General features: G+C 49.8%; 23 protein-coding genes and 1 pseudogene. 4 read left to right on the top strand and 20 right to left on the bottom strand.

The window, feature by feature from the left end:
* Positions 1-685 precede the first annotated feature (685 nt).
* Positions 686-895, bottom strand: a pseudogene (locus tag N4J56_RS41420) (transposase); the annotation flags it as partial.
* Between the two features lie 279 nt (positions 896-1,174).
* Here N4J56_RS41420 and N4J56_RS32545 point away from each other — a divergent pair.
* The 3 genes from N4J56_RS32545 (at position 1,175) to N4J56_RS32535 (ending at position 5,857) form a co-directional block, all read left to right on the top strand.
* On the top strand, positions 1,175-1,597 hold the full coding sequence (locus tag N4J56_RS32545; protein WP_317110798.1) for a transposase: 423 nt from the start codon (positions 1,175-1,177) through the stop codon (positions 1,595-1,597).
* A 376-nt stretch (positions 1,598-1,973) separates the two neighbouring features.
* The gene (locus N4J56_RS32540) at positions 1,974-3,863 is read left to right on the top strand and encodes a DUF4157 domain-containing protein (protein ID WP_317110797.1); all 1,890 of its coding nucleotides are present in this window, start codon (positions 1,974-1,976) and stop codon (positions 3,861-3,863) included.
* Positions 3,864-3,865: 2 nt separating this feature from the next.
* Positions 3,866-5,857, top strand: a complete 1,992-nt coding sequence (locus N4J56_RS32535; RefSeq protein WP_317110796.1) for an ATP-binding protein — start codon at positions 3,866-3,868, stop codon at positions 5,855-5,857.
* Here N4J56_RS32535 and N4J56_RS32530 read toward each other — a convergent pair.
* The 19 genes from N4J56_RS32530 to N4J56_RS32445 form a co-directional block, all read right to left on the bottom strand.
* Positions 5,781-6,020 carry a hypothetical protein gene (locus tag N4J56_RS32530; RefSeq protein ID WP_317110794.1) on the bottom strand — a complete coding sequence of 80 codons (240 nt, stop codon included), beginning with the start codon at positions 6,018-6,020 and terminating at the stop codon, positions 5,781-5,783. The two genes, N4J56_RS32535 and N4J56_RS32530, sit on opposite strands and share 77 nt — an antisense overlap.
* A 38-nt stretch (positions 6,021-6,058) precedes the next feature.
* Complete coding sequence (locus N4J56_RS32525) at positions 6,059-7,681, bottom strand: hypothetical protein (protein WP_317110792.1); 1,623 nt, start codon at positions 7,679-7,681, stop codon at positions 6,059-6,061.
* A 5-nt stretch (positions 7,682-7,686) separates the two neighbouring features.
* A complete protein-coding gene (locus N4J56_RS32520; RefSeq protein ID WP_317110790.1) occupies positions 7,687-8,433 on the bottom strand; it encodes a phage tail protein in 747 nt (248 codons plus the stop codon).
* A complete protein-coding gene (locus N4J56_RS32515; RefSeq protein WP_317110788.1) occupies positions 8,414-9,355 on the bottom strand; it encodes a hypothetical protein in 942 nt (313 codons plus the stop codon). Before N4J56_RS32515 ends, N4J56_RS32520 begins: the two co-directional genes overlap by 20 nt.
* Positions 9,352-12,753, bottom strand: coding sequence for a putative baseplate assembly protein (locus tag N4J56_RS32510; RefSeq protein ID WP_317110786.1), 3,402 nt, complete (start codon positions 12,751-12,753; stop codon positions 9,352-9,354). The genes N4J56_RS32515 and N4J56_RS32510 overlap by 4 nt, the downstream gene beginning before the upstream one ends.
* Positions 12,754-12,758: 5 nt before the next feature.
* Complete coding sequence (locus N4J56_RS32505) at positions 12,759-13,157, bottom strand: GPW/gp25 family protein (RefSeq protein WP_317110785.1); 399 nt, start codon at positions 13,155-13,157, stop codon at positions 12,759-12,761.
* A 3-nt stretch (positions 13,158-13,160) separates the two neighbouring features.
* A complete protein-coding gene (locus tag N4J56_RS32500) occupies positions 13,161-13,586 on the bottom strand; it encodes a PAAR domain-containing protein (RefSeq protein WP_317110783.1) in 426 nt (141 codons plus the stop codon).
* Between the two features lie 12 nt (positions 13,587-13,598).
* Positions 13,599-14,261, bottom strand: a complete 663-nt coding sequence (locus N4J56_RS32495) for a phage baseplate assembly protein V (protein ID WP_317110782.1) — start codon at positions 14,259-14,261, stop codon at positions 13,599-13,601.
* A complete protein-coding gene (locus N4J56_RS32490) occupies positions 14,258-15,328 on the bottom strand; it encodes a phage late control D family protein (protein ID WP_317110780.1) in 1,071 nt (356 codons plus the stop codon). Before N4J56_RS32490 ends, N4J56_RS32495 begins: the two co-directional genes overlap by 4 nt.
* 5 nt (positions 15,329-15,333) lie before the next feature.
* Positions 15,334-16,068, bottom strand: coding sequence for a LysM peptidoglycan-binding domain-containing protein (locus tag N4J56_RS32485; protein ID WP_317110779.1), 735 nt, complete (start codon positions 16,066-16,068; stop codon positions 15,334-15,336).
* A complete protein-coding gene (locus N4J56_RS32480) occupies positions 16,068-17,150 on the bottom strand; it encodes a hypothetical protein (RefSeq protein WP_317110777.1) in 1,083 nt (360 codons plus the stop codon). The genes N4J56_RS32485 and N4J56_RS32480 overlap by 1 nt, the downstream gene beginning before the upstream one ends.
* Before the next feature lie 15 nt (positions 17,151-17,165).
* On the bottom strand, positions 17,166-17,723 hold the full coding sequence (locus N4J56_RS32475; protein ID WP_317110776.1) for a phage tail protein: 558 nt from the start codon (positions 17,721-17,723) through the stop codon (positions 17,166-17,168).
* A gap of 44 nt (positions 17,724-17,767) precedes the next feature.
* Positions 17,768-17,908, bottom strand: a complete 141-nt coding sequence (locus tag N4J56_RS41415) for a DUF6760 family protein (RefSeq protein WP_410500717.1) — start codon at positions 17,906-17,908, stop codon at positions 17,768-17,770.
* A 5-nt stretch (positions 17,909-17,913) separates the two neighbouring features.
* Positions 17,914-18,291 (bottom strand): phage tail assembly protein, encoded by a 378-nt coding sequence (locus N4J56_RS32470; RefSeq protein WP_410500716.1) that lies wholly within the window; start codon positions 18,289-18,291, stop codon positions 17,914-17,916.
* A gap of 36 nt (positions 18,292-18,327) precedes the next feature.
* Positions 18,328-18,777: a phage tail protein gene (locus N4J56_RS32465; protein WP_317110773.1), complete on the bottom strand. Its 450-nt coding sequence runs from the start codon at positions 18,775-18,777 to the stop codon at positions 18,328-18,330.
* Between the two features lie 37 nt (positions 18,778-18,814).
* Positions 18,815-19,975, bottom strand: a complete 1,161-nt coding sequence (locus N4J56_RS32460; RefSeq protein ID WP_317110772.1) for a phage tail sheath family protein — start codon at positions 19,973-19,975, stop codon at positions 18,815-18,817.
* Complete coding sequence (locus N4J56_RS32455; RefSeq protein WP_317110770.1) at positions 19,976-21,334, bottom strand: phage tail sheath family protein; 1,359 nt, start codon at positions 21,332-21,334, stop codon at positions 19,976-19,978.
* Between the two features lie 134 nt (positions 21,335-21,468).
* Positions 21,469-22,122: a carboxypeptidase regulatory-like domain-containing protein gene (locus N4J56_RS32450; RefSeq protein WP_317110768.1), complete on the bottom strand. Its 654-nt coding sequence runs from the start codon at positions 22,120-22,122 to the stop codon at positions 21,469-21,471.
* A gap of 22 nt (positions 22,123-22,144) precedes the next feature.
* Positions 22,145-22,720: a DUF4255 domain-containing protein gene (locus tag N4J56_RS32445; RefSeq protein WP_317110767.1), complete on the bottom strand. Its 576-nt coding sequence runs from the start codon at positions 22,718-22,720 to the stop codon at positions 22,145-22,147.
* Positions 22,721-23,012: 292 nt separating this feature from the next.
* Here N4J56_RS32445 and N4J56_RS32440 point away from each other — a divergent pair, with 292 nt between their 5' ends.
* Positions 23,013-23,333, top strand: a complete 321-nt coding sequence (locus N4J56_RS32440; protein WP_317110766.1) for an IS1-like element transposase — start codon at positions 23,013-23,015, stop codon at positions 23,331-23,333.
* The last annotated feature ends 186 nt before the right edge of the window (positions 23,334-23,519 follow it).

The raw sequence follows: 23,519 nt of genomic DNA, 5'->3' as shown, positions 1-23,519 counted from the left end.
CACATTGCGGGTTACGTCTGCTTATCCTGGAAGTTACTCCATCCCTTTTGGGGCTTTAACCGTTACTTCGGTTTAGGCTTGCTTCTTAACTCATCCTTCCCAAATCAAGCTTTTAGCCTGACCGCCTACCTATGTATCGACCACCATAGGAGCTATAATTTGGGTTACTTCGTTCCTGATATCCATTGTTTCGAGCCTTTAGGGATGCCTATCCACCGGGGGTCTAGGAAGTGCGCTGTTTCGGTTGCAAGAACCTAACAGTCCTTACCCTATCGGTTATTTCCGATCCAAGGCGTGCCCGAAGCACAAGCTTATATTCCTTGGTGAGATCTGACGATGGCGATGGCGACATTTCGCTTGCTCTCCCCATAGACTCTTGCTTGCGGTTGGTGCTTTCAGCAATTACCACCATTGACCGCTTTCATCCCCGCTTTATGGATTTGATAGTCAGTCTCCTCCGTAGGGGCTACCATTGTGTGGTAGTTTACGTGCTTTCAACCTCGCACCAGGGCGATAGGACTTGGTTTAAAATTTCACCTCACCTACATGGATATCAAGTTGTCATCAGCAGAGGATTAAAGTGCTTCCTCAACCCCTGATGGGTTACTCTACTGAAGCCTGGAATCCTCCCAAGTAATGGGTTTCTCCAGAACGAATCGCACCTACACGAATCTCGGCTCAATGCCTTGTTTCCCCCAAACGCTGCTTGCGCTCCAATGCAGGTTATCCCCGTTCGCTTTTCTGCCAATCCCAACTCTACATTGTTTCTTCCCCAGCCAAAGACTGTCTCGGTTAATCGAGCGCTACCACCGCAGTATTTCAAAGCCATTTCTGCTTGAAAACTGCGTCTTGCCGCCCCCAGCAGCTTGGAGGCAGCCAGTCGCAGATCTTCAATTTGGGAATGGTTCAGCTGATACTCAGGGGTGAATGGCTCCAATGCTTTGCTCCTACAGAGTCAAGCGTATAATTGCATCTTAGCTCAACTGGTAATCTGTTTAATAGAAACCGCCTAACCTGATAGCCGGAGTGTACAACTACGAGCTAGGTCTTTCCCAGTCCTCCTGACTTATGCAAGATCTCTAATGGCAGTGAGCGGACTCTGACTCGCTACATTAGTCAATTGCGTCAAGCTCAGGGTCTACCCGTCAAACAGGGGCATTCTGCTCGAGCAACAGTGAAAATCATCGACTCACAGTCTCCGCCTTTGACGACTCGTCGAGCGAGTTATCTAATCGTCAAGCGGCAAGAGAATCGTAAGAGCGAAGACACAAAACTGCTGGAGCAGATCGTGGCAGAGCATCCAGACTTGGCAGTAGCAGTTGAGTTAGCGGATGAATTCTTGCAACTACTGCGTCAGCAGAAAGCTGATGGGTTTGAGAAGTGGCTGATGCAGGCGATGCAGAGTTCATTAAAACCCTTTGAGCAGTTTGCACAAGGGTTGTTAGAGGACTATGCTGCGGTAAAGGCGAGCATGATGTCAAATGTGAGTAATGGTGCAGTTGAGGGATTAAACAATCGCTTAAAGATGCTGAAGCGACAGATGTATGGACGAGCCGGATTAGCATTACTCAGCAAACGTTTCATCCTGGCTGGTTGAGCCACTCTCAAACATTGTCAGTTTTTTAGGTCGTCCTGCTTCACCAAAAGTTGGGAAGAGCCCGTTATATTTGACACCAAGGCAGCTGATGCACTTGGAACTGATGGAGAAGGATTATGGGATCGGTTGTGAAAAATGATAGAACTTGAAATTAAGCATAAAAGCATCGATCGCACATATGCTTAATTTATAAGTACTTATCCTTTACTCATGGTTTCCATAACCGTCCAATTAACTTTTTTTACGCCCTTTCTTTCAGTTTTTTGTCCTTTTTGCAATCTCTTGTTGAGAATAGTGCAAGATCTCAGGTAAAGTAGGAACATTGCAAGAAGCTATGCTTCAGTAACGATTATATGCTATTCAGCGATCTCCTGCCATGAAGTCTCCCTTCCTCCTTGCTAAATCTAGTACTAAGGCTGAGAAAGCTTTTGCTCTAACTACGCTGGCTCCAGCTTCAGCAGCTCACAGTCTAGAGCCACAGCACGTTAGCTCACGTCCGATTCAAGCGAAACCTATGTTTCGAGGATTGTCTCATGAGTTGGTAGGTGAGGCAGAGCTTAACTCAGAGTCTTCTAAAAAGCCAGGTGAACCACTGCCGATCGCGGTGCAGCAAAAAATGGAAACGGCATTTGGGACAGATTTCTCAAAGGTGCGGATTCATCAGGGATCGGAAGCTGAGAAGCTAGGCGCGATCGCATATACCCAAGGTGAAGACATTCATTTTGCGCCCAATCAGTATCATCCCCTCAGTCCAACTGGGCAGCAATTGTTAGGACACGAGTTAGCGCATATTCTTCAGCAACGGGCAAGACGGGTCGCGGTTCCGCAAACTGGAATTCCGTTGAATACCAATGCTACTTTAGAGCGAGAAGCCGATGCAATGGGGGCGAAGGCGGCAATGGGGGAAACGGTGCAGATGGTGGCATCCCGATCAAATCTGTCGCCTCAATCGTTACCGCGATCGCCCTTACAAGCAATGTTATGGCGCAAGAAGCGACACGAAGCTAAGGATGACAGCACACTTAAAAGCCTTGTGACGCTGGGCGGAGGAAGTGCTAATCCAGTCTATAAAGCGACTTACAATAGCCCGATCGGAGAGACAGTCGGAGAGACAGATAGTAACGTTGGCTACTTCAAGCCTGCTTTTGAGCCAGGACCGCAGAGATTGCTTCCACAGGGCGCTTTCGCTCAGAGGATTAAGGAAGAGGATGCCAGAATGAGTGCCCGTGCGGTCGCCGCTTCTCGCTTGGATCAACACTTGGGATTAGATGTACTCTCCAAAGAAGTTTTTGCATCCCATGTCATTGACAACGTTCTAAAGAAAGGCTCAGTCTCTGCTAGTGTAACGGGTAACCCACTAAACCAGCACTTGTATGAAGATGAGGTCGATGCAATTCCAGATGAGGATATGGAGAGTGATAAGAGGCAAGACTATAAACTGAGAAGCGATGGAAAATACGACAAATTTACTCGCACCAAATTGGCGAATATTACAGATATTCAAGGGAACGTCAGTGAGCCGACTCAAAAAAGTTTTTCGGATCTGGCACTCTTAGATGCGATTATGAACCAAACCGATCGACACGGCGGAAACATTATATTTAATCCAGCAACTAGCAAAGTCAAAGGAATTGATAATGACGTAGCCTTCGGCAAAAAAATCTGGGAGACATCCGATGCTGCATTTTCTTCGCCCTATAGAGAAAGACCGACGGGAGATGAGTTCGGCAAACTTACCGATCATGCAGTTCTACTGCCGAATTTAATCGATCGAGAAACGGCTGACAAAGTGCTGAAACTCAAGGGTAAACATTTGCCAGGCATTTTGAATGATGGCAAAGCAGATCGCGAACAATTATCTGATAAGGAAATTCAAGCGACCTATAGGCGGTTAAAAGCAGTCAAAAATCATATTAAAGCGCTCCAAAAAAAGCATCTCTTGGTGGGACAGAAAGGTGGAATATTTGAGACGGGATGGAATAAAACAACGTTTGATGAAGTGATGTCAAGTAAAAACTCTAGCTCTAGCTATCTCAAACATCATCTCGAAGCTTACAAACAACCACGGCATAACCAGGTTACTGAAGCTGCATACAAACCTAAGATTCCCTCTAAACCAAAGCCCGAAGTTCTCTCCAAACTACAGAAAAAAAGAGAATTGATGCCACCCAGAGAGCGGGGCGATCAAGAAGACAAAGGTATGACGGAACTCGCTGAATTGCTGGCAGAGCTTGAGGAAGCCAAACAATCGCTCTCTAGAGATTGATAATGACTCCATTAGAGACGCTACTGCCCCTACTAGAGCGATTGGATGGTTTGATAGAACGTGCGATCGCAGTGGCGCAAACCCTGCACAATGCCGATCGTTCAGAAGAGGTGGACTGCCTGTTAGAGCGAGAGCCAGGTGTTCCCTTATTTGAGCTATCCCATTCAACTGCGGATCGGATTAACAGGGGATCGCGCTTAGACTGGTTGTTGCACACCTTTGCGTTAACTGAGTTCGATCTCGATGCCATCATCATCGCTTTAGCTCCCCACCTCGATCGCCGCTATGAACGGCTCTATGCCTATCTACAAGACGATCCGCGCTGTTATCGTCCTAGTGTCGATCTAGCGCTCAATCTTCTGTGTGAAACGGCAGTCGATAAGTTGGAGCAGCGATCGCACTTCACTTCCGACGCTCCGCTCATGCGGCATCACCTACTGCATCTTGTTGGAGATAGCACGTTATTAGCTAAGGAACTTCATCTAGATGGACAAGTCGTTCGTTTCCTATTAGCAGAGTCAGGGTTAGATCCGGTTCTTGCACCTTTTTGTCAGTTGATTCAATCGCCAGAAAGCGAAGCGATCGTAACCCCAGAACTTTTGGCACAAGTCCATCAAGCTTGGCAAACTCAGCAACCGTTGCGGCTGTATTTTCAGGGGCGCGATCGCATCAGTCACCGCCACACTGCAAATCGACTCGCTAATGAAATTGCAACGCCTCTACTCAGTGTCGATCTTCCACGTCTCATTGCAGCAAAAGTCGAAGTTGAATCTATCCTAGAGCGCGTGTTTCGGGAAGCAATGTTTCAAGGCGCATTGTTGTATCTTGAAGGCGTAGAAAGTTTAGAGGGAATGGCGGATCGAAGACTGCGATCGCTGCTTGCGACCAGACAGACTGTGACGCTTCTATCTGGCACTAACGCTTGGACTCCAGGTGTTACTGAGCCGCCGTTAGGACTGGTAACGATCGCTTTTCCACTGCCTAGTTTTGCACGGCGACGGCACGACTGGCAGACTCAGGTATCGGAGGCGATCGGGGAGACTGATTTGGATGCGTTAGCCGATCGCTTTTGTTTGAGTTCGGGGCAAATTGCAGAAGCGATCGCAACTGCACGCAATGTGGCTCAATCAATCGGGAAACCGTTGAGTTTGAATCACTTGTTTACGGCTGCCCGCGCTCAATCGGGGCATGAACTGGAAGGACTCGCTCGCAAAATTGAGCCGAAAAGTAGTTGGAACAATCTAGTTTTGCAGCCCGATCCGTTGGCGCAACTGAAAGAACTTTGCAATCAGGCGAAACATCGACACATTGTGTATGGAGACTGGGGATTCGATCGGAAACTCTCTTTAGGCAAAGGCATTAATGCGCTGTTTGCAGGATTGCCAGGAACCGGAAAAACAATGGCAAGCGAGATTATTGCAGCAGAATTGCAACTCGATCTTTACAAGATCGATTTATCGCAAATGGTGAGTAAGTATATTGGCGAAACCGAAAAGAATCTCAATCGCATTTTTACAGCCGCCGCCAACTCGAATGCAATTTTGCTATTTGATGAGGCGGATGCTTTGTTTGGCAAACGGTCTGAAGTGCAGGATGCCCACGATCGCTATGCCAACATCGAGATCGGTTATCTATTGCAGAAAATTGAGGAATACGAAGGCATTGCCATTTTGACAACGAACTTTCGCAGCAGTATCGATAATGCTTTCGTGCGACGATTGCGGTTTATTATTGAGTTTCCCTTACCGAACGATCGCGATCGCCATCGGATTTGGCAGCAAATTTGGAGCGATCGCGCCCCGTTGAGCGACGATCTCGATCTAGATTTGGTGGCGAAACGGCTAGAAATTACAGGGGCGGAGATTCGTAATATTGCAGTAGCCGCAGCATTTTTAGCCGCAAGTGAAGGGCAATCGATTACGATGCGTCATTTGCTTCAAGCGATTCGGCGGGAGTATCAGAAGCTAGGGAAGATTCTGGACGATCTTGTTTAGCTTCATTAAGACATTCTTCTAAGACTTGAATTGCACCGCTAATCCGTAGCAGCATTTTTTGCAAATTCGCTTGTTTTGCTTCTAACTCCGCCAGCATGGTTTGACCTGCTTCAAATTCGGATTGCAGGGTTTGCAGTCGTTGTTCGAGATACTGTTGCAGCATGGTCGATTGAATCAGATTAAGTTTTTGAATTGATTTGACTATTTTCCAGCAGTGGGAGATTGCCAGACAATTTGCCAGTTACCTGACCGGTTTGACCAAACACGAGCCTCGCCGTTATTCATCATCGCCAAGATGTAGCGTCCGTTGGGCGAACGAATTCCCGTGAAAGCTCCATCATTCGTGAGGTCGGCTCCATCAACGTATAGGGCAAGTTTTTCTCTCAGATAAACATTTCTAGCAAGGAAGAGATCGCCCTCAGCATTAAGGGTCATTGCCTCAGTCAGATTCTTTTTGCCCTTTTGTGTTCTAAATCGTAAGCCAATTTTGCCATCCGAACTATCATCTCTGGCTTGAATATATGCCAATTCTCCAGTACTATATGCTTTTAGCTGGACGTGACCACACAGGTCAATGTTAGCCGTGCTACCGGAAGTTGCCCCTACCGACAATAAGTTTCCAGTCGTTCCAAAAATTTCTAAGCGGGAAGTGGGCGTTGTGGTTCCGATTCCAACATTACCATTGTCTTGTAGGGTCATGAGCACACCCCCGACCCCCGAATTCAAATTTGCCTTTGGGTCTGAAGTTTCGCGCGATCGCCCAAAGTGCAACTTCCAACCCGTATTATCGCCAAAACGAATAGTGCCAGCATTGGGAGTGCCGCTACCTGCTTCAAAACTCAACCCGCTGACATCATTGATAATTTCTAGTTTTCGATTCGGTGCAGTCGTGCCAATGCCCAAGTTGCCTTCGACGATCAAACTGTTGGCTGGAGCGGTATGAGTTTTAGCATAGTTTGTGCCGATCGCCACCCCATCTGTAACCGATAATTGGCTCTTGGGATCGCTTGTGCCTATGCCCAGCTTTCCTTCGACGAGCAAACTGTTGGCTGGAGCAGGATAGGTGTCGGCGTAGGTTTTCCCGATTGCCACCCCATCTGCAACCGATAATTGGCTCTTGGGATCGTTTGTACCGATGCCAGTCTTCCCTGTGATACTCAGATTGCCTTGTAAAATGACTCGATCGCTGCCCTGCGATCGCAGGCTCAATTCATCACCATCATTGCTGGGAAATCGCACTCCTGAGTAGCGGCGAACTCCGAGGTCGATTTTAATACCGCTGCTAGAAAATGTCAGTTTTGCTAAAGGCAGATCTTGAGCCTCGATACTAGGGTTCAACTGGAGGATCGGGCGTTCGTGCCAGCGGCTAGACTCCGCGCTACCCTCATCGGCTTGCGAATCGGCTTTTTTGATTTCGTCGTAAGCAATCACTAGGTAATAGTCAATGTTGCCTGTATCCGGTTTAAGTTTTGTCAAATCAACTGTAAAGAGTGGTGCTTTGTCTTTTTCGATCGGTTGTTTTTGAGCATTGAGTGGGGTTATGAGCAGGGCTGTACTTTGCAACAGAATTTGTCGCCCCTCAGTATCAATGGCACTGCCAGGAGCAATGGCGATCGTAAAGTTAGGAAAGTCAGTGCTGCCTGCTTTAACCTGCAAGCCGTTGAGAATGCCAGACACATACAAAAATTGTAGGGGGCGGCGCTGGCGATCGATGTGGTAATGCTGCTCGTCGATAAAGTCTTCTACTTTGAGATATTGACCATCAAAGTAGTGGGGGCGGGTTTCGATGCCGATAGGGAATTGAGATGAATTCGGATCGGGCATAGTGATTAACCTGTAGCTTGAGGTTTTTCTTGAGGTTTTTGAGTTGAGCTGCCTAAAATCGTGCCTAAAATCGTTCGGTTGGGATAAGTGGTATCGTTTGTAATTCTCAGCATCGTTATGCGCCAATCTTTGCCTTCGCGCTCAGCTAGCTTTTGAGAAACGAGCCGCATGGTGGGCATTTTGATCTGCAACGCATAAAACGTATGGGCGGGTTTTTCTTGCTCGATGATGGCGCGGGCAATTTTTTCTTTCCGACGGTAGGCTTCTAGATCCTGGCTGGTGAGCTCTAATTCCACTTGAAAGTAGTGAGCAGGCGGGTCAAATTCATAAACAGAAATCTTTTCTTGCGGGTTGACTAAATAGAGTCGCAACATTTCAATCAGTCCATCTTTAGTGCCTCGTTTTTGGTACAGCGGCACAATTCCGTGAATGAAGTTGCGCTTGACTGTCTCTTCCCAGTCTTCTCGCAGGCTGAGGGCAACCCAACTCGCCAGCCAGGGCAGAAATTCTGCTGGGGTTTCCTTCGGGTCAAAGTAGGTGTGAATTTCGTCGATCGAGGCTTCTAACCCAGGCGAATCGGGGGAATCGGGGGAATCGGTGGTGTCTGGCTCGACGATTTGAGGTTTAGTGGGCAAACCGCTGAGGATTTGCTCAAATGCCAGCAAAAACTGTCCCAAATCCCAGTCTGTTTGGAGCGTGGCGGGAAGATATTGCAGGTAATTACTTGTGGGCTTAGATTGGTTGCCAGCCATTGCTAGTCTCCTCCATCAAGGTAAAAGGATTGCCGCTGAGGTCGGCACAGACGAGTTGGTGGCGGGCGATCGATATCTTATTAGTCTCATCAGTCGATGCTGGATTAGCAGCTAACTTCACCTCTTGCACGTAGTCTACATCCGGAATGCCATCGAGAATAGAATACAGGTCTGAGGCATACACCGATCGCCCAAACGGCCAGCCCTTGCCCTCCCAGTAATGCCCCGATGCCAGTGGATGAAAGAAATATCCCACTTCTTCGATCGCCCGCTCGCGCACTAACGTGGGGTTTGCGTCTGCTTCTAGAAATAGTTTGGCACTGGGTTGAATCGTCACATACTCAGGGGCAACGATGTGGTGACGGACGGTGAGTAACTGTCGGGGGGCAAACCACTCATGCAGTTTTGCCCGCAGTTCGGCACTGGGTTGAGGGCAAGGATCTTCGCTGTCGGGTAAGACAATCAGGCTGATGTGGGCAGACTCGTCAGGCGGTGTAGAAAGCGATCGCTCCAGGTTGCGTCTGGGGAGACAGTGCGATCGCTTCACCTTACCCAGTGTTTGCGCGTCTTTCGTTTGGTTCCATTCCAGCACCAGCGCTACAAAATCATCAGGGGTGACGGCACGGTAGCGTTGTCGCAGGGCTGGCACTGTTTCACGGATTGCCTTTCTCAAGTCAGCTGGCAACTGCTTTTTGCCACCTTCGAGCAAGTTGAGATAGGCAAAGGTGTTGCGCTCGGGCAGTTGGTTGACGCGATAAAGCGCTAGTTCTGTTAACCATGACAGTAACTCGATCAGAATAATGCCAAGGTCGCTGGCGTTGTGATCCGTCCATTCGGGATACTCGATTGAGATTTGCGATCGCGCTTCAGCAACTAAATCGGCATAGGTGCGATCGTCCAAATTGGGAAGCGGTAATGTCATGGTTGACCTCCTGATGATGGCATCACCAACTGAACGATGTGAGTACCAGAAAAGATTAATGTATTCATTGGCAGATCTTGACTGAGGGAAACCTGAAGCGACTGGACGCGATTGACCCCTGGTACAGCCGCGATCGCTGCATACAAATCGGAGTCTTGAGGACGGCGACCAAATCGCCAGCCTTCCCCCTTTTGCCCTCCCGTCAATGGGTGCAAAAACGCTTCCAACCGTTGTAGCACCCGCGATCGCACTCGATCGGCCCCTGATAGCGAAACGGGAACGATTGCCGCAGTCACGACTACTTCTTGCCATTCAGGGCGCATGACTTGCAGATTCAATGTGGCTGCACAGCGAGATCGCAGGTAATCTGCTACGCGATCGAGCAATGCCAGACTGGGCGTGGGCTGTCGTGCCGTGCTGTATGGCACAATCAGCAGCCGTACCATGCCGACTCGATCGACGGACTGATGCAGCTTCAGGTCGCGTTTTGCTGAATCGTGCGGATCGAGCCAGTGGTCATTTTCTAGCGGGTCGAATTCGGGGGCGATTGCCTTTGCCCGCGCCACATCCGGTGAGGCTTCTAACGCCAGATCTTCAAAATCCTGGATGGTCGCGGCTCGTCCGCGATGCCGCAGTTGCTTCGGACCGCGCTCCTGCATCGCCTGGAGCGATTCCTGGGCGGCTCCACCTCCGCCCGTCTCTAAGTTGGTGACGCGATCGACAAAGGGAATGGTTGTCTTGAGTTGGTTCACTGTCTGGGGCGGAAACTCTTCGCGATCGCCTCCACCCGTCTGGTAAGACAGGCGAATGTTATTGCGTCCAGGGGGTGGCACCCGACCCGCCTGCCCATCACCAAACTGAATCGTGCCAGTCAAGTAATCGACGGTATAATGGCGATCGCGGGCAGTAGAGCCATAGAAATCAGGAACGGGTTGCCAGCGCACCCAGACTGCCGTAGTCTGCCCAGTTGGATCTCTTTCGATCGTCACTACCTCCGCTCCGACTGCTGCTTCCAAGGCTGCCTGTTCTTCCAGTGTAGGGATAGTATTTTCTTGAACTTCTAATCGCAGACCCAGCAAGACGGGCGACTGAGTAGTGACATAGGTTTGATTCGGGTCGCCACTACTGGAGCCAAGAATTTCCGGCGATAAGGTCGTGGTTTGACTTGCCCACATAGTATTAGTCAGAACGCGCCGCAGTCGAGGTTTGAGGCGAAACTTGCCATCTTCCCAGCGCAGCCGCAGCCAGTAACCACTATGTCCAAACCGCGATCGTTCTTGCCAGTCAGATGGCGCAATAAACTGAATCAAGCCCCGTTCGCTAAAAGCCTGGGTTTCATCTTGAATTCCCAGCGTCGTCCAACCTGTGGGACTAGCGTATTCTACAGTGAGCTGGATGGGTGTGGCACTCGGATCTATGCGATCGCTCGGCAGGGGTGGTTCTACTTGGAAATACAGCGCAGTTAAGCGATTGGCAATGGGTTTGTCAAAGTTAAGATATAACGTAGGACGGCGATCGCGGGTTGGCACAAAGGGACGAAACAGCGGGTTCAGGGTTGAGCCTTTGGCATAGCTTCGCTGCAACGGTTGTTTGAGTACCAGTAGGCGGCGATCGCGATCGATCGCTTCAATTTCTACGGGTTCCGCATCGGTTTGGTTTACGTTTTGGAGTGTGAATGCAGCGTCAATCGTCAAGCCCTCAACGCTGTTGAGCTTGAGTAAATGACTGTTTTGAGCAACATCAGCAGCCAGTAATGGGCGATCGGGCAGTGCGATCGGCTCTGTAAAGGTAAACTCGTTTTGGGCGCAAACCTGGGCGGACACCGTTTTTGAATTGTATTCATAGCCCAGCTTCAGCGTTTTAATCGACGGCGCACCGAACCCAGACTTCAGCATTACACTTGCCCCTGCTGGATAAACATTCGCTAAAGCCGTTTTTAGAATAATTTGCTGCTCTACCAGTTTAATATCTTGAATTTCCCTTTCTTCCTGAGTGTTGCCAACGGCGATCCGAATCGAGTCGTTCGGCAAAAATCCCCGCACGTCATGCACGAGTAGTGTTGATGCTTTCTCCACTTTATCTTGGAGTGAGGTAATAGTTGTCGCTTGAGCCGCAGCAGTCTGGTAATCACCGCGCAGGATGCGAACGCGAATCCAGTATTTTGTCTCTCCGCCCACATCAACCGCCGCCAGGGTATCTGGCAGCTTAAATTTGATATCACCCTTGACAGTGAACTGCTTCGTACCGTCTTCCAATTTAAAGCCAGCGGTGCTATTGAGGGATTGCCAGGTTTTCCCTGTCCAGGCTTCCCACTCCAGTTCTAAATCGTGTGAGGGACTAACTGTTAGCGGCGGCGGATCGCTCAGTTCAACAGTCAAGGTGACGATCGCCCCTGCCCGTGCTAATCCATCCTGGCTGGCAATGTAAAATGTATCGTTGAAGCGCGGCTGTTCGCCAAACGGGAAAAAGTCTTTGCTGATGTCGATCGCAGCAGTGTTGAAACTGCACAGATCTAGCAGCAGTCCACTGCTAGTCATCTTCACTTTGACATCTAGACTTGACAACTGGGGCAGATTAACCGCCGCCATCGACATCGGAGTGTGGAGCGATGCCCGTAACCAGGCGGCTTTTAACCCATGCAGGGTTTGTTTCACTGGAGTCGGCAAGTTTTGCGTTAGGACAAATTCCCAGGTGTTGCTAGAGGATGCGATCGCTGGAACTGAATCTGCCCCACTTTCCGGCACGACGGGCTGCCAGGTTGCACCATCCCACACCGACCAGATGATAGGGAACTTTGACAAATCCTCGGCTTGGGGCGATCGCAAACTCAGGGTGACAGTTTTTTGTCCTGGCAGTGTCAGCAATTCATCGCAGGCAAAATAGAGGTGATGGTCGATGGGTCGATCGCCCTCAAAAACTGGGAAGGACGCATCGACGCTGCCTGTAACTCGATCTGTGCAGTCTCGCAGGCGATCTCTGTCTGGCTCAATCACAAATGCTGCTGCGATTTGTGTCGTCGTCACTACCAATTCCTGCTCGGTTTCAAACACCACTTCTTCCCCATCCGGCAACTGTGCCGCCACCTGAGTCCGAGCAGGCACGAAGGCATCTACGGGACTACCTGCTGCCAGTTCAAACGTCAGCGGCACCTGAGCAGGCTGGGGGGGTTGAATCTGAGTGCCAATCAGGTCGAGAAAGGCGAGAAAGTTTTTTTCAGGGGTGCGGTTGAGGCGATCGCTCACTAGGGCTGCCATCCGCCCAAAAATGCGAATCAACGCCATTCCAGCATCGGGCGTGGTTCCAGCCCGCCATGAGGTGTATTTCTCCACCAGTCTGGAGGTCTGGCTGACAATCTCCTCATAAGAGCGGCGATCGATTTTCGGAGGTGGCGTTGACATTCCGGTTACTCCAAATAGAACGGATAAACTAGATTGAAGCGATTGGTCGTGTTACGAATCTGGTAATTAATTTGGATGAGCAAATAATTTGGATTGTCTGCCTCTGGCTGAACTGTCACATCCTGCACGTCGATCCGGGCTTCCCACTCCACGAGCGATCGCCGCACTTCGCTGACAATCCGCCCTATGGTTTCGGCGCTGTTGGTAGCAAACACCAGATCGTGAATGCCACAGCCAAACTCTGGTTGCATTAGCCGCTCGCCAGGAGCCGTGCTCAAAATCATTTCAATTGACTGGCGCACTGCTGCCTCATAGCGCACCATCTGCACCCGCCCATCCTTGTCGTCATCCTTGCCGATGGTTAAAGGAAACTGCCATCCCACGCCTAAAAATTCGCTATCCATGCCCTACCCTCCGATAAATACCTGTGTGGGTTTTCCCGGAGCAGGGGCGATCGCTCCATGCGGCGGCGGTAGTTCGCTACACGTCTTGACTGGATCGCCAACCCGTGCTACAAATTTGCCTTCAATCTTCACTGTTTTGCTACCCTGGGAGACTTCTGCCTGGTTATTGGGTGGTTTGACAAAGCCGAGAGGTGCAGTTCCTGGCGGCGGTAGGGCGATATGCACTTTTGCCAGTGCTGTGCTGCCTTGCAATACCACAAACTTGCCGTCAATTTTCACCTTTTGGCTCAACTGTCCGTCGAACGTGGCATTAAACGGGTGGGAAACAGGTGCGACTACGGGCGAAGCAGGAGCAGGGGGTTGTCCCTGTACCTGATGCACGCAGGCGGTGGCAATCAGATCGCCCTGGCGGGCAACGGGTTGGCTCATGGAAAATCCTCCTCAGTTGATGTTCACCATCTTGGCGTTGATATTCAGTTGCGGACCTGCTTTCAAATCTAAAGTTTGTTTCGCCTCTACTTTGATTTCCGCTGCTGATTTGAGTTCAATTCCTTTACCGCTGAGTTTGAGTTTACCGTTCTGGGATTGAATCGCAATGTCGGCATCGCTGGAGATCGTCACGGTGTTTGCTTTGGTGCTAATTACGATCCTGTTCTTACCGCTACTATCAATAATTTCAATCTTTTCATCATCTTTGGTATCATCTAATCGAATCGTGTGACCGCTGCGAGATTTCAGCGTGCGTAGGTTATTTTTCCCGTCGCTATTCGATTCAATGGGTTTGTCTTTGCCGTTCCACAAAGCACCCAGAATATAGGGAAACTCGATCGCCCCGTGTTCAAATGCCACTAAAACTTCTGTATCCACTTCCGGCAGAAAATAGATGCCATATCTATTCTTCGTATCTTGGTTAGTACCTGCCATTGGGGTCAGAACTCTCGCCCAGTAGCCTTCATCGGTTTCTGTCAACCAGGGAAATTTCACTTTGACGCGCCCCAGATTTTCTTTATCCTGATTGTTGGTGACAATGCCGATCGTCACACCATAAAAGCGATCGCGCGATTCTGGCGCACCCATGATTTGAGCAAGCTGAGTTGACATCATGTGGCATTTCTCCTGACCGTGAATTGAGTGGTGTAGTTTTGTTCGGGATTATAGGTATGAACGGCGGAAATCACGTAATATAAACCGCTAAACCGCTGACCAATATCAGCAATTTCTACCACGCTGCCTGCTCGTAAATCGACTCGTCCGGTACAGGAACCTTCACCGCTGATATATTCGAGCGATCGCCGATCAAAGTTAGCTTGTGCCAATCGGTCGGCTTCGGCTTTGCTGGCAATCGGCTGGGTGACAATCCGGTAGATCGATTCTTTGTCTACCGCCATCGAGCCGCTAGTGGTGCCACCCATTTTGCCGATTTTGTCTTGGTTAGCGCTAGCTTTCCCAGCAATCGGTTGTTTCTCCTGCGGATTCCAGCCTTGTACTTCCACCTGCCGCACCTGCCGCATTGTGCTGAGGCGGGGCGAAAACTCTAGGCGATCGGCTTTAGGACTCAGGGTCAGTACTTTGTTTTCGGAAAACTGCTGGGGACGAAAATGTAGCACTTCGCCAACCATCATCACTTCGTAGCCAATCCGGCGTGCCTGCGCCTGAAGAAATTCCAGATCCGTCTGATTATGCTGAAGGATGTAATCCAGCTTGTCGGTGGTGGGGATGACTTTACCCTTCAGTCCTGCGGTTTTGATCGCCTGCCTTGCCACATCACTCAACTTCATTTGGGTGAAGGATTGAGTTTTGTGACCCCGCATCAGGCGATGGCGCAGATCGTGACCCCGCACCGTTAATGTCGGCTGACTGTCCGGTGTAAACTCTGGCTCTAATCCGGTGATTTCACCTGAAATTAAAGGCTTCAAGTCGCTGTCATAGCCCAGCCGAATTTCGATCGCCTTGCCTAAATCCAACGCATCGTTATCCAACCAGTCGAAGAATTTTCCCGCTTCCGTGTCCCAACTGGTCAAGGTCAGGGCAAACATACTAGGTGCTTCGATGTCGTCGGTGACAACGGCTGTTTCCAGATAATCGGCGATCGCCTCAAATTGGCGGGGGCTGCCTTGCACAGACACCTGAATCGTGGGAATGGGAATTTTAGCGCGGTTTGTGGAAAGCATGGCGGCTATCCTCGCGACTGAGTATTACCAGGACGTAGCGGCGGCACGTCCAGGAGTTGACCGGGGGTGAGTTTGCGCGGATCGGTGAGCCGATTGGCAGCTGCAATGACTCGCCACAGTGCCGGATCGCCATATTCCTCAGCAGCAATACTGCTGAGAGTTTCGCCGCGTTTGACAATGCGCGTCGGGTCGTCAACGAGCTTGCTGCGCTTTTTCTGCGTTTTGGCAGACTGCCACTCTTCAAACGAGCAACTGAGATTTGCGCGAGTGGGAGTACCATCACTCAAAAAGCGCGTGTAGGTGGTCGTCACCTGCATCAACACGCTCCAAAACTCAAACGGTTCGCTCAAATTTCCCCACTGCAATAAGCAGATTGGGGGTCGCGGTTGTTTACTAAGAGTGCCGTCGGGCTTTGTCAGGTCAGTAATTTTTTTTGTGTAGGGTCGCACATCTTTAGCAATGCTGACTTTGGGTAAGGGAACTGGCAGTGCGCTTAAATACGATGCAGCATTGACCAGGCCGAGAGAGCTAGGCAGCGAATCGGGCAAGCTGGTATCAAAAAATAACTCAAACGTTAACGTGGCGGGTGTGTCTGCTGGAGTCAAGGTGTTGCGATCGTCATGCTGCCAACCGATCTGAACCATTTGAATTTGATTGGGGTTATAAGGCACCTCAAACGGTTTTTGCAATCGGTTTCGCGTCTCGGGCCAAATTTTTAGTTTTGCCAATTTCGTCAACATTATTTCCACCCCCGTCGTTCGCGTTCGATCGCCATTCGTCGCGCCAGTTTGCGCTCTACTTTGTCTGCCAAAGCATCCACATCGAGAGGTGGTGGTTCAGCCCGCGAGATCGTCGTTTGCGTCGTTAGCGATGGTTGCAGCGATGGTTGCAATGTTGTCCGGGCTGCTTCCCGCACGATCGATCGAGCTGTGAATTGAGCTGTGGTTGAATTCGCTCCTGCACCCTGCGTCGCCGCTGAGTTTTGAGCTGCGATCGTTCTAACGACCTTGGGCGGTGTCGTGTCCGTTAAATCTGAACTGGTGGGATGACTTGACCTGAGTGTAGGTTGTGCAAATACCAAAGGAGTCTCCTGGCGCAATTTGGGGGCAGGAGTGATACTACGAACCAGCAATAGAGGCGATCGCCTGTTTTCTACGGCTGGTTCTGCGGCTTTGGGGTGGGATGGGACTAATGGAATTTCGGCATCTATGTCAATTAATCGAGGCGTTTCACTCACAGGCTGGGCGGATGCGATTGGCACTCGATCTGCTGGAGCAGTATAGAGTTGCGGTGAGAGCGTTCCAGTATTTGAGGCAGAAGTCGGCGATCGCGGTGCCACAATCGGTAAAGTGGGCAACGGCTGAGAGGATGGATTTTCTAAAGCAATTGGATGTCGATCGCTTGTGGTTATGCTGACAGATGAATCAAATGGCAGCGATCGCTCTGCTGGTGCAACAGCTTGCCAAGTTAAACGATCGGTGGGTGCAGATGGGACAAATTTGGCTTGAATTACGGTCGGTCGATTGGAACTTGTTGCGGATGGCGTAGATGTCTGCACTGCAATATCCGATGCAGTCTCCGCAGGTACGGGCTGGGCATAGACTATCGGTGGTTGTCCTGCTGGCGAACCTTCGGATAGCGTGTGTTGCTCAGAGATTTGGGTGAGTAACGGCAAACGATTTGACCAGCTTTCAGCACGCGAGCGAATCTGGTCAGCCAGGGCAGAACCGGTCACTCCAGGTTGGGCGATTGGGCGCATTAATCGCTGCACCAGCTTGGGTCTAATTGTGTTCTGCCAGTTGTAGAGTGGACTTGTCGGCATTGATGCAGTGCCTCCCTAGCGGTTCAGTTTGAGCGATGTGGTGGCGCGATTCTGCTTGACTAACCGAGCGGCTGAATGTGCTAGAGCCAGCGCCGGTTTTGTTACGCCCCGATGCACCAGTTCCAGTTGCTCGACGACTACTGTATTGGAGTTGCTAGCATCTAACTGGGGACCTACCCAGCGCACGGGATAAGCATCTTTGAAATTCCACCAGCTCACAGGTTGGCGATCCCGATCGAGCATCATCACAGTGCCGTTGAGCCGCAGAATGATACCCTCAGCCGCCGCGTTGAACCAGTGCCACAGCACATTCAAATCGGTAATGCCGTAGGTCAAAACTAGATTAGGATAGGTGACTTGGGTGGGAAATTGATGGGCATAGCCATTCACGCCGCCTTCTTGATAATCCTGAAGTTGAATACTGCTCTCTAGTCCCGAAACGGTGGTAAAACCGCCCGTCAATAAGCCACCAATTTCCACCAGAAAGTTATATCCCATGTAGGGATCGAGTCGGCGACCCGTTCGCTCCATTGCCGCAGCAAACAGGGCATTAGTAGGGGGCATTAATACCATAACTTCTCCGTACTGATAAATCGTTGTTGTTATATTGCAGGTTGTCAAACGGAAGCGCTATTAAACTGTTGATTAATCCGAGCAATTTCAGCCACCCACTGTTGGCGATCGCGGTGTTCGAGCTGCATAATTTGCTCCGGCGACCAGTGAAAGTGATAGGCAATATACGCTACCTCCTCTTGCAGGCGCTCTAAGGGGTAGCGAGTAACTCCCCCTCAGGGACAGGTTCGACCTCAAACTCACCCTGACAGTGGGGACAGGTGACTTGGAAACGAGTATGACCAACTTGATTGATCCGCTGATAAAAATCTTGCAGATAGACCAGATCGGCTGAAAATAACCCTTCAATCGTTTTCGGATTCAGCGACGGCAACTCTCCCAATCGAGTAATTACTCGCGCCAACAAAATAATTACTAGGTAGCCCGGATTACTTTGCACTCGCGGATCGCGTAGGGGCGCAATTTCGTCATAGGCAGTCGCCAATCGCATCGTGCCTTCTTTATGAATGTTGCCTTCGGAGTCGATGTAACCCTGGGGTAGGGTGAACTCCAATTCAGTGGACTGAATCATGGTTGATGGTTTCCAGACTTGATATGGTTTAAATTACTTCCAATCGTCGATGGTGATGCCTTCGTGTACCAGTTCCAATGTTTCGATCGCGGCTCCATCGGTGGTAGCATCAAAATCAGGGGCAGTCCAGGTAATCGGCCAGCAGTTCGACAGGTTCCAGCGAATTTTTTCCTGTCCGGTTCGATCCATCAACACAATCGAGATATCGCGGCGATCGGCATTGCCTTTCATCACGTTTTCGCGCCAACTCCATAGTTCTTTGTTGTTAGTAATACCACGCTGTAAGGTGATATTACTGTAGGTGTTGAGTCCGGGTAGTTTTCGCATGGTGGGCGGATCGGTACCCTCGCGGTATTCTCCCGATGCTTGAGAGGCACTCAGTCCCGAACATTGCCGAAATCCAGCGTGAATAATGCTGTTCCACTCGACAAAAAAGTTATAGCCCTGATAGGGATCGGGTTTATGAGCATTGCTAGCAGGCATAGTCAAATCTCCTTGCGTGCAGGGTAAAAATCAAAGCTTAGACGAGGGTGACTCCGGTTTCTCCTTGAATCAGCCGCACTACAATAAACTCGCTGGGAACGGTGGGGGCTAAACCAATTTCGGTAATTACCATACCGCGATCGCGGACTTCTGGCGGATTGGTTTCGGCATCGCACTTGATGTAAAACGCTTCTTGCGGTGAGTTGCCCTGAAGCGCCCCTTGTGCTAGTAGAGTCTCTAGATAGGCAGTGAGTTCGCGCTCAATCCGAATCCACAGCATTATATCGTTGGGTTCAAAGGTAAAGTTTGTCAGATTGCGATCGATCCAGCGCCCCACCATCAGAAACAACCGCCGCACATTCACATAGCGCCAGGCGGCATCCTGGCTCAACGTCCGCGCTCCCCAAACGCGAATGCCCCGTCCTGGCAGAATTCGCAGACAATTGATTTTTCCTACCTGATTATCCTGATTATTAAGATTGAGCTTTTGCCGCTCGGCATCGGACAGCAGCAAACTCAGATCCACCGCGCCATTGATGACAAAGTTAGCAGGTGCTTTGTGAACGCCCACATCTAGATCGCTTTGGGCGTAAATACCTGCAATATGTCCGCAGGGCGGAATCAGTTTAGGCAGACTGGTATTAAGGTGCTGCACTTGAATCCAGGGAAAATACAGGGCGCTGTTATGACTCCCTGGATGGCTGGAAAGCTGCTGCTGTTGCTCTACAACATCGTCAATGGTGGCATTTCGGTGAGTATCTAGAATAGCAAAGCGATCGCCCATCTCCTGGCAGTAATCTAACAATGCTTCCTGCATTGGCAACAATTGGGCTGTATCCTGGCTGCTTGTGGCTAAGTCGGGCGCGCACACCAGGTCAACGCCATCCAAAACGGCGATCGCCTCCAGTGCCTCTGCTAAAGCAGCTTCGATGGATATGAAATCGCGCAGTCTTACCACGTAGCAAGCCCTACCGCCATTGCCAAAAAAGCCTTGCACTGCATCGGGTAAGTCACTTGTTCCCGCAATGCCAAATATTTCTACAAACTGCGTCCACAGTGTCAGCAACTGAGGTCGAGCAACATCGCCTTTTGTTGCAAACCCAATCAAAACAGGTACACCCGTCAGAAACTCAGGGGCGGGGGACGAAACGCTTTGTTCCCAATAAACCCCTGGAGTTGCATGAGTCAAGGGCAACATTTATTGTCCCTCCTGCCGCTGACTCAGCCGAAACACCACAAACTCAGCAGGCTTGACCACTGCTACACCAATATCTGTCACCACTAGTCCCAGTTGGCGTTGTTCTGGTGGATTGTTTTCGGCATCGCATTTGACGTAGAACGCTTCTTCGGGTGTGCTGCCAAACAATGCGCCACTGCGCCAAACTACGGTTAAAAATGCAGTGACGCTGCGACGAATTCTCGCCCACAGTTCCGGTGAATTGGGTTCAAACACTGTCCATTGCGTGCCTTCGTCGACCGATTCGCGCAAATAGTTAAATAGCCGTCGGGTGCTGATGTATTTGAATTCACCATTGGCATCTCCACCCAAAGTGCGCGCCCCCCAAACGCGAATGTTGCCATTGAAATTGCGAATACAGTTGATCCCGTCTTTGTTAAGCCCGTCTTGCTGACTTTTACTAATCGACTGCGCCAGTCCTACGGCTCCAGCCACGACCTCATTAGCAGGGGCTTTGAACACGCCCCGCTGACTATCAACTCGCGCATAAATGCCTGCCATGTGTCCGCTAGGCGGCACTGCTCTGGGAGTTTTGGGATTGGCTGGATCGAACACTAGCAGCCACGGGAGATAGAGGGCAGCATAATCAGAGTCAAATGGCTTGAGTGCTGTAATTGCATCGTTGGGTTTAGCGGTTTCCGGCGGATCGAGAATTGCCACGCGATCGCCCATTGTCTCACAGTGTTCTTTCACTGCCTTTTGCACCCCCTGTAATCCCGGAGCCGCCACGATCGCAATTTCGTCGATTGCCTCAAACTGCTTCAATGCTGGTTCTACAGCACCTTCATCGTCGCTGGCAACGCCTACCACATAGCAGCGCGTTCCCCCATTGCGAAAGAAACCAAACACCGCATGAGCTAGAAGATTGGGCTGACCTTTAATAAAATCGCCAAATAAGGTCTTGAATTCGGTGAAATTAGTGCATATCTGGGCAGAAAAATCGTTGCTTCTGTAAAATCCTTTAATTAGCTTGTCGATAGCTGGTGGATCGGTAAAGGTGACAAAGGACTCACTGCCCTCATTTGTAAGCTTTACTTTCATGTTGTCAATCTCAGCAGTATCGACAAAAAAGCCAAACCCGGAGTCGGTCATAACATTAGAATGAGGCAGCTTAAACTTTGTTTGCTTCGCCTTGCGATCTGGAGCGTTGGCGGCGGCAATTTCAACCTGATGCTCGGCACTGCCAATCTCCTCAATCCTGGTTATGATACCAATGAACCCAGCCGTACTAGTACCCACGCCAGCGATCGGTGCAGCGGATCGTTCCTCAGACACGTACACGCCAGGCGATTGAGAGATGATATTTGTAAGCGACACCATGAACGTTTCTCCTCGTACAGAAGATGGGACAATGCAGCCAATGAATTTGAGAGCGTAGATTTAGTAAGAAGGTAGGAGGTAAGTCAGCGCGGTCTTGGGGGTTTCTCTCATGCGCGACTAGTGATATAAGCGGATTAAGAGGATTTAGGCGATCGCGCTGCTAGTTCAAAGTTATGCGTGGTTAATTCCCCTTGTTTGAGTTGAACGCCTTGAACCAGTGGTGGATAGCCTCTAGCAAAAACTTGCACGTTGGGTCGAGGAGGCTGACCCGATGGGGTGAGTTGCCAAACTTCCAATCCTGTTAGTAAATAGCTGCCCTCTGCGTTGCTAAAAGCAGATGTGCTGCTTCCTTCAACTTGAATGCGCGCCATGCTCACAGGTTTGTTGTTGTAGGTTACGCTTCCTGTAAGTGCTGTCGTTGGCAATACCATTTCTGCGATCGCAGTTTGTAGGTTCCCTTCCGCGTTTCTAGAGACGGTTAACGCTTCAGTAGTAACTGTTCCGTAGCGGGTTCCTGTATTTGGTAAAGATGCCGTCAACGTATAGATACCAGGGGGCAAATCGAGAAAGTAAAAGCAACCATCGATCGCACTCACAACCCGATCTAACTCAACCGAGCGATTTCTCGCTTGGAGTGCTTTGAGCCTCAGTATTTGCCGAAATTCGGGCGGCGACTGCTCAATTTTAATCGCCGCTTTGGCAATCGCCTGTTGAGTCACGGCTTCTATTATCCGTCCGGCGATCGCTACCTGTCGGCGCTTTGTCGTTAATGTCATCCATGCAGTCATTTGTCACTCGCAAATTTCAGCTTTATGCCAGAACCAGTGGTAAGGTTTCTGCTTCCTCGTAAACGGGAATGGCGATCGTCACTGTGTAATTCAGTGCGGGTTTGGGTCTGCCACCCATCGCTTGCCAAAACTCACCCAAACTTTGTAATTGAGTTGGGCGTAGCGTCAAACTGCGCGGCAAAATTTCCTGTTCTTTCATGCTGCCTTGCAACACTGCCACAGGAATGATGGGATGTCGCAGGAGTGCTTTCATCACTTCCCCTAATAGCCGATGTTCCGTTTGCGGGTCGGACTGATTGCCCGCTGTCCAAATGGTAATCGCGTAAGAACAATCAACCCGCACTGGTGGACGTTTTCGCGTTGCAGTACCGTTGGGCTGGCGATCGACTACCCACTCATTGCTCCGCAGTTCCAGATTTTCTCGCACGTCGTACAGAAACAAATCGATCGTTGGAGCATTAGCAATTTGACTGGCAAATTCGCGATCGGGCGTGGCAAAACTAATGGACACCCGTGTTGTTGCATTGGTTCCCACAAAAGCAGGAGGCAACTCAGCCTTGAGCAATTCTTCTAACGTTTTATCCAAGTCATGGAGCATTTCTAAATTCTGATTCTCGATTTAGTTATTCCCTGATTTATCAATCCAAAATTCTTTGCTTTATTCACTTTTCAGCTTCATCGTGCATTTTTTTAAGAATTTTAGTATATACATCTAAATCTAGGCTGCAAACATTGGCAGCTTACACCTAATTCTCTCCATCTGAATGATAAAATTTGATAACTGGAATACTTAAAACTTAGTAAAAAATAAAACTTTGCAATATTATAAATTTGGTAATGTTGTAGATCGGTTGATCGAGTATAATGAATAAAAAACTTGGTTAAGTCTTATGACTGTTTTGGTAGCAATTGAATGCCATCATTGTCACAGCACAGAGGTGACTAAATACGGAAAGTCGCTAGTAGGCAAACAACGTTATTACTGCCAAAACACTGATTGTCCCTACCGCACTTTCGTCTTAACTCAAACTTATCCAGGAAGGACACGAGAAGTCAAGCAGCAGATCGTGGAGATGACGCTCAAGGGGAGTGGAGTGCGAGATATTGCCCGCGTGTTGCATATCAGTCCTACAACCGTGATTCAAGAATTAAAAAAAACTCGCTCTCCTCAAACAAGTGAATCAGAAACTGCTCCAGAGGCTAAAACCTGAGAGTGTGGAAGTAGAAATTATACGAGTTGAAGAGCCTGAAGAAGCTGAAGTCGAAGAGTCAGAGCGTTTTGGAGATGTGGAGCTATGTGGGTAAAAAGAGCAACCCTAGATGGCTGTGACATGCAATTGACCGAAGTACCGGGCAAGTATTAGCTTATCAATACTTCTTGGTTAAGGGTTAAGCAG

This window comes from Chroococcidiopsis sp. SAG 2025, assembly GCF_032860985.1.
Taxonomy (GTDB): domain Bacteria; phylum Cyanobacteriota; class Cyanobacteriia; order Cyanobacteriales; family Chroococcidiopsidaceae; genus Chroococcidiopsis.
Note: the sequence above shows the minus strand (reverse complement) of the source record. Positions and strands in the feature narration are given on the sequence as shown.

What these genes read in the sequence shown, in the direction of transcription:
- N4J56_RS32540 (WP_317110797.1), top strand. Translation starts at nt 1,974, where the DNA reads ATGAAGTCTCCCTTCCTCCTTGCTAAATCTAGTACTAAGGCTGAGAAA.
- N4J56_RS32535 (WP_317110796.1), top strand. Translation starts at nt 3,866, where the DNA reads ATGACTCCATTAGAGACGCTACTGCCCCTACTAGAGCGATTGGATGGT.
- N4J56_RS32530 (WP_317110794.1), bottom strand. Translation starts at nt 6,020, where the DNA reads ATGCTGCAACAGTATCTCGAACAACGACTGCAAACCCTGCAATCCGAA.
- N4J56_RS32525 (WP_317110792.1), bottom strand. Translation starts at nt 7,681, where the DNA reads ATGCCCGATCCGAATTCATCTCAATTCCCTATCGGCATCGAAACCCGC.
- N4J56_RS32520 (WP_317110790.1), bottom strand. Translation starts at nt 8,433, where the DNA reads ATGGCTGGCAACCAATCTAAGCCCACAAGTAATTACCTGCAATATCTT.
- N4J56_RS32515 (WP_317110788.1), bottom strand. Translation starts at nt 9,355, where the DNA reads ATGACATTACCGCTTCCCAATTTGGACGATCGCACCTATGCCGATTTA.
- N4J56_RS32510 (WP_317110786.1), bottom strand. Translation starts at nt 12,753, where the DNA reads ATGTCAACGCCACCTCCGAAAATCGATCGCCGCTCTTATGAGGAGATT.
- N4J56_RS32505 (WP_317110785.1), bottom strand. Translation starts at nt 13,157, where the DNA reads ATGGATAGCGAATTTTTAGGCGTGGGATGGCAGTTTCCTTTAACCATC.
- N4J56_RS32500 (WP_317110783.1), bottom strand. Translation starts at nt 13,586, where the DNA reads ATGAGCCAACCCGTTGCCCGCCAGGGCGATCTGATTGCCACCGCCTGC.
- N4J56_RS32495 (WP_317110782.1), bottom strand. Translation starts at nt 14,261, where the DNA reads ATGATGTCAACTCAGCTTGCTCAAATCATGGGTGCGCCAGAATCGCGC.
- N4J56_RS32490 (WP_317110780.1), bottom strand. Translation starts at nt 15,328, where the DNA reads ATGCTTTCCACAAACCGCGCTAAAATTCCCATTCCCACGATTCAGGTG.
- N4J56_RS32485 (WP_317110779.1), bottom strand. Translation starts at nt 16,068, where the DNA reads ATGTTGACGAAATTGGCAAAACTAAAAATTTGGCCCGAGACGCGAAAC.
- N4J56_RS32480 (WP_317110777.1), bottom strand. Translation starts at nt 17,150, where the DNA reads ATGCCGACAAGTCCACTCTACAACTGGCAGAACACAATTAGACCCAAG.
- N4J56_RS32475 (WP_317110776.1), bottom strand. Translation starts at nt 17,723, where the DNA reads ATGGTATTAATGCCCCCTACTAATGCCCTGTTTGCTGCGGCAATGGAG.
- N4J56_RS32465 (WP_317110773.1), bottom strand. Translation starts at nt 18,777, where the DNA reads ATGCCTGCTAGCAATGCTCATAAACCCGATCCCTATCAGGGCTATAAC.
- N4J56_RS32460 (WP_317110772.1), bottom strand. Translation starts at nt 19,975, where the DNA reads ATGTTGCCCTTGACTCATGCAACTCCAGGGGTTTATTGGGAACAAAGC.
- N4J56_RS32455 (WP_317110770.1), bottom strand. Translation starts at nt 21,334, where the DNA reads ATGGTGTCGCTTACAAATATCATCTCTCAATCGCCTGGCGTGTACGTG.
- N4J56_RS32450 (WP_317110768.1), bottom strand. Translation starts at nt 22,122, where the DNA reads ATGACTGCATGGATGACATTAACGACAAAGCGCCGACAGGTAGCGATC.
- N4J56_RS32445 (WP_317110767.1), bottom strand. Translation starts at nt 22,720, where the DNA reads ATGCTCCATGACTTGGATAAAACGTTAGAAGAATTGCTCAAGGCTGAG.
- N4J56_RS32440 (WP_317110766.1), top strand. Translation starts at nt 23,013, where the DNA reads ATGACTGTTTTGGTAGCAATTGAATGCCATCATTGTCACAGCACAGAG.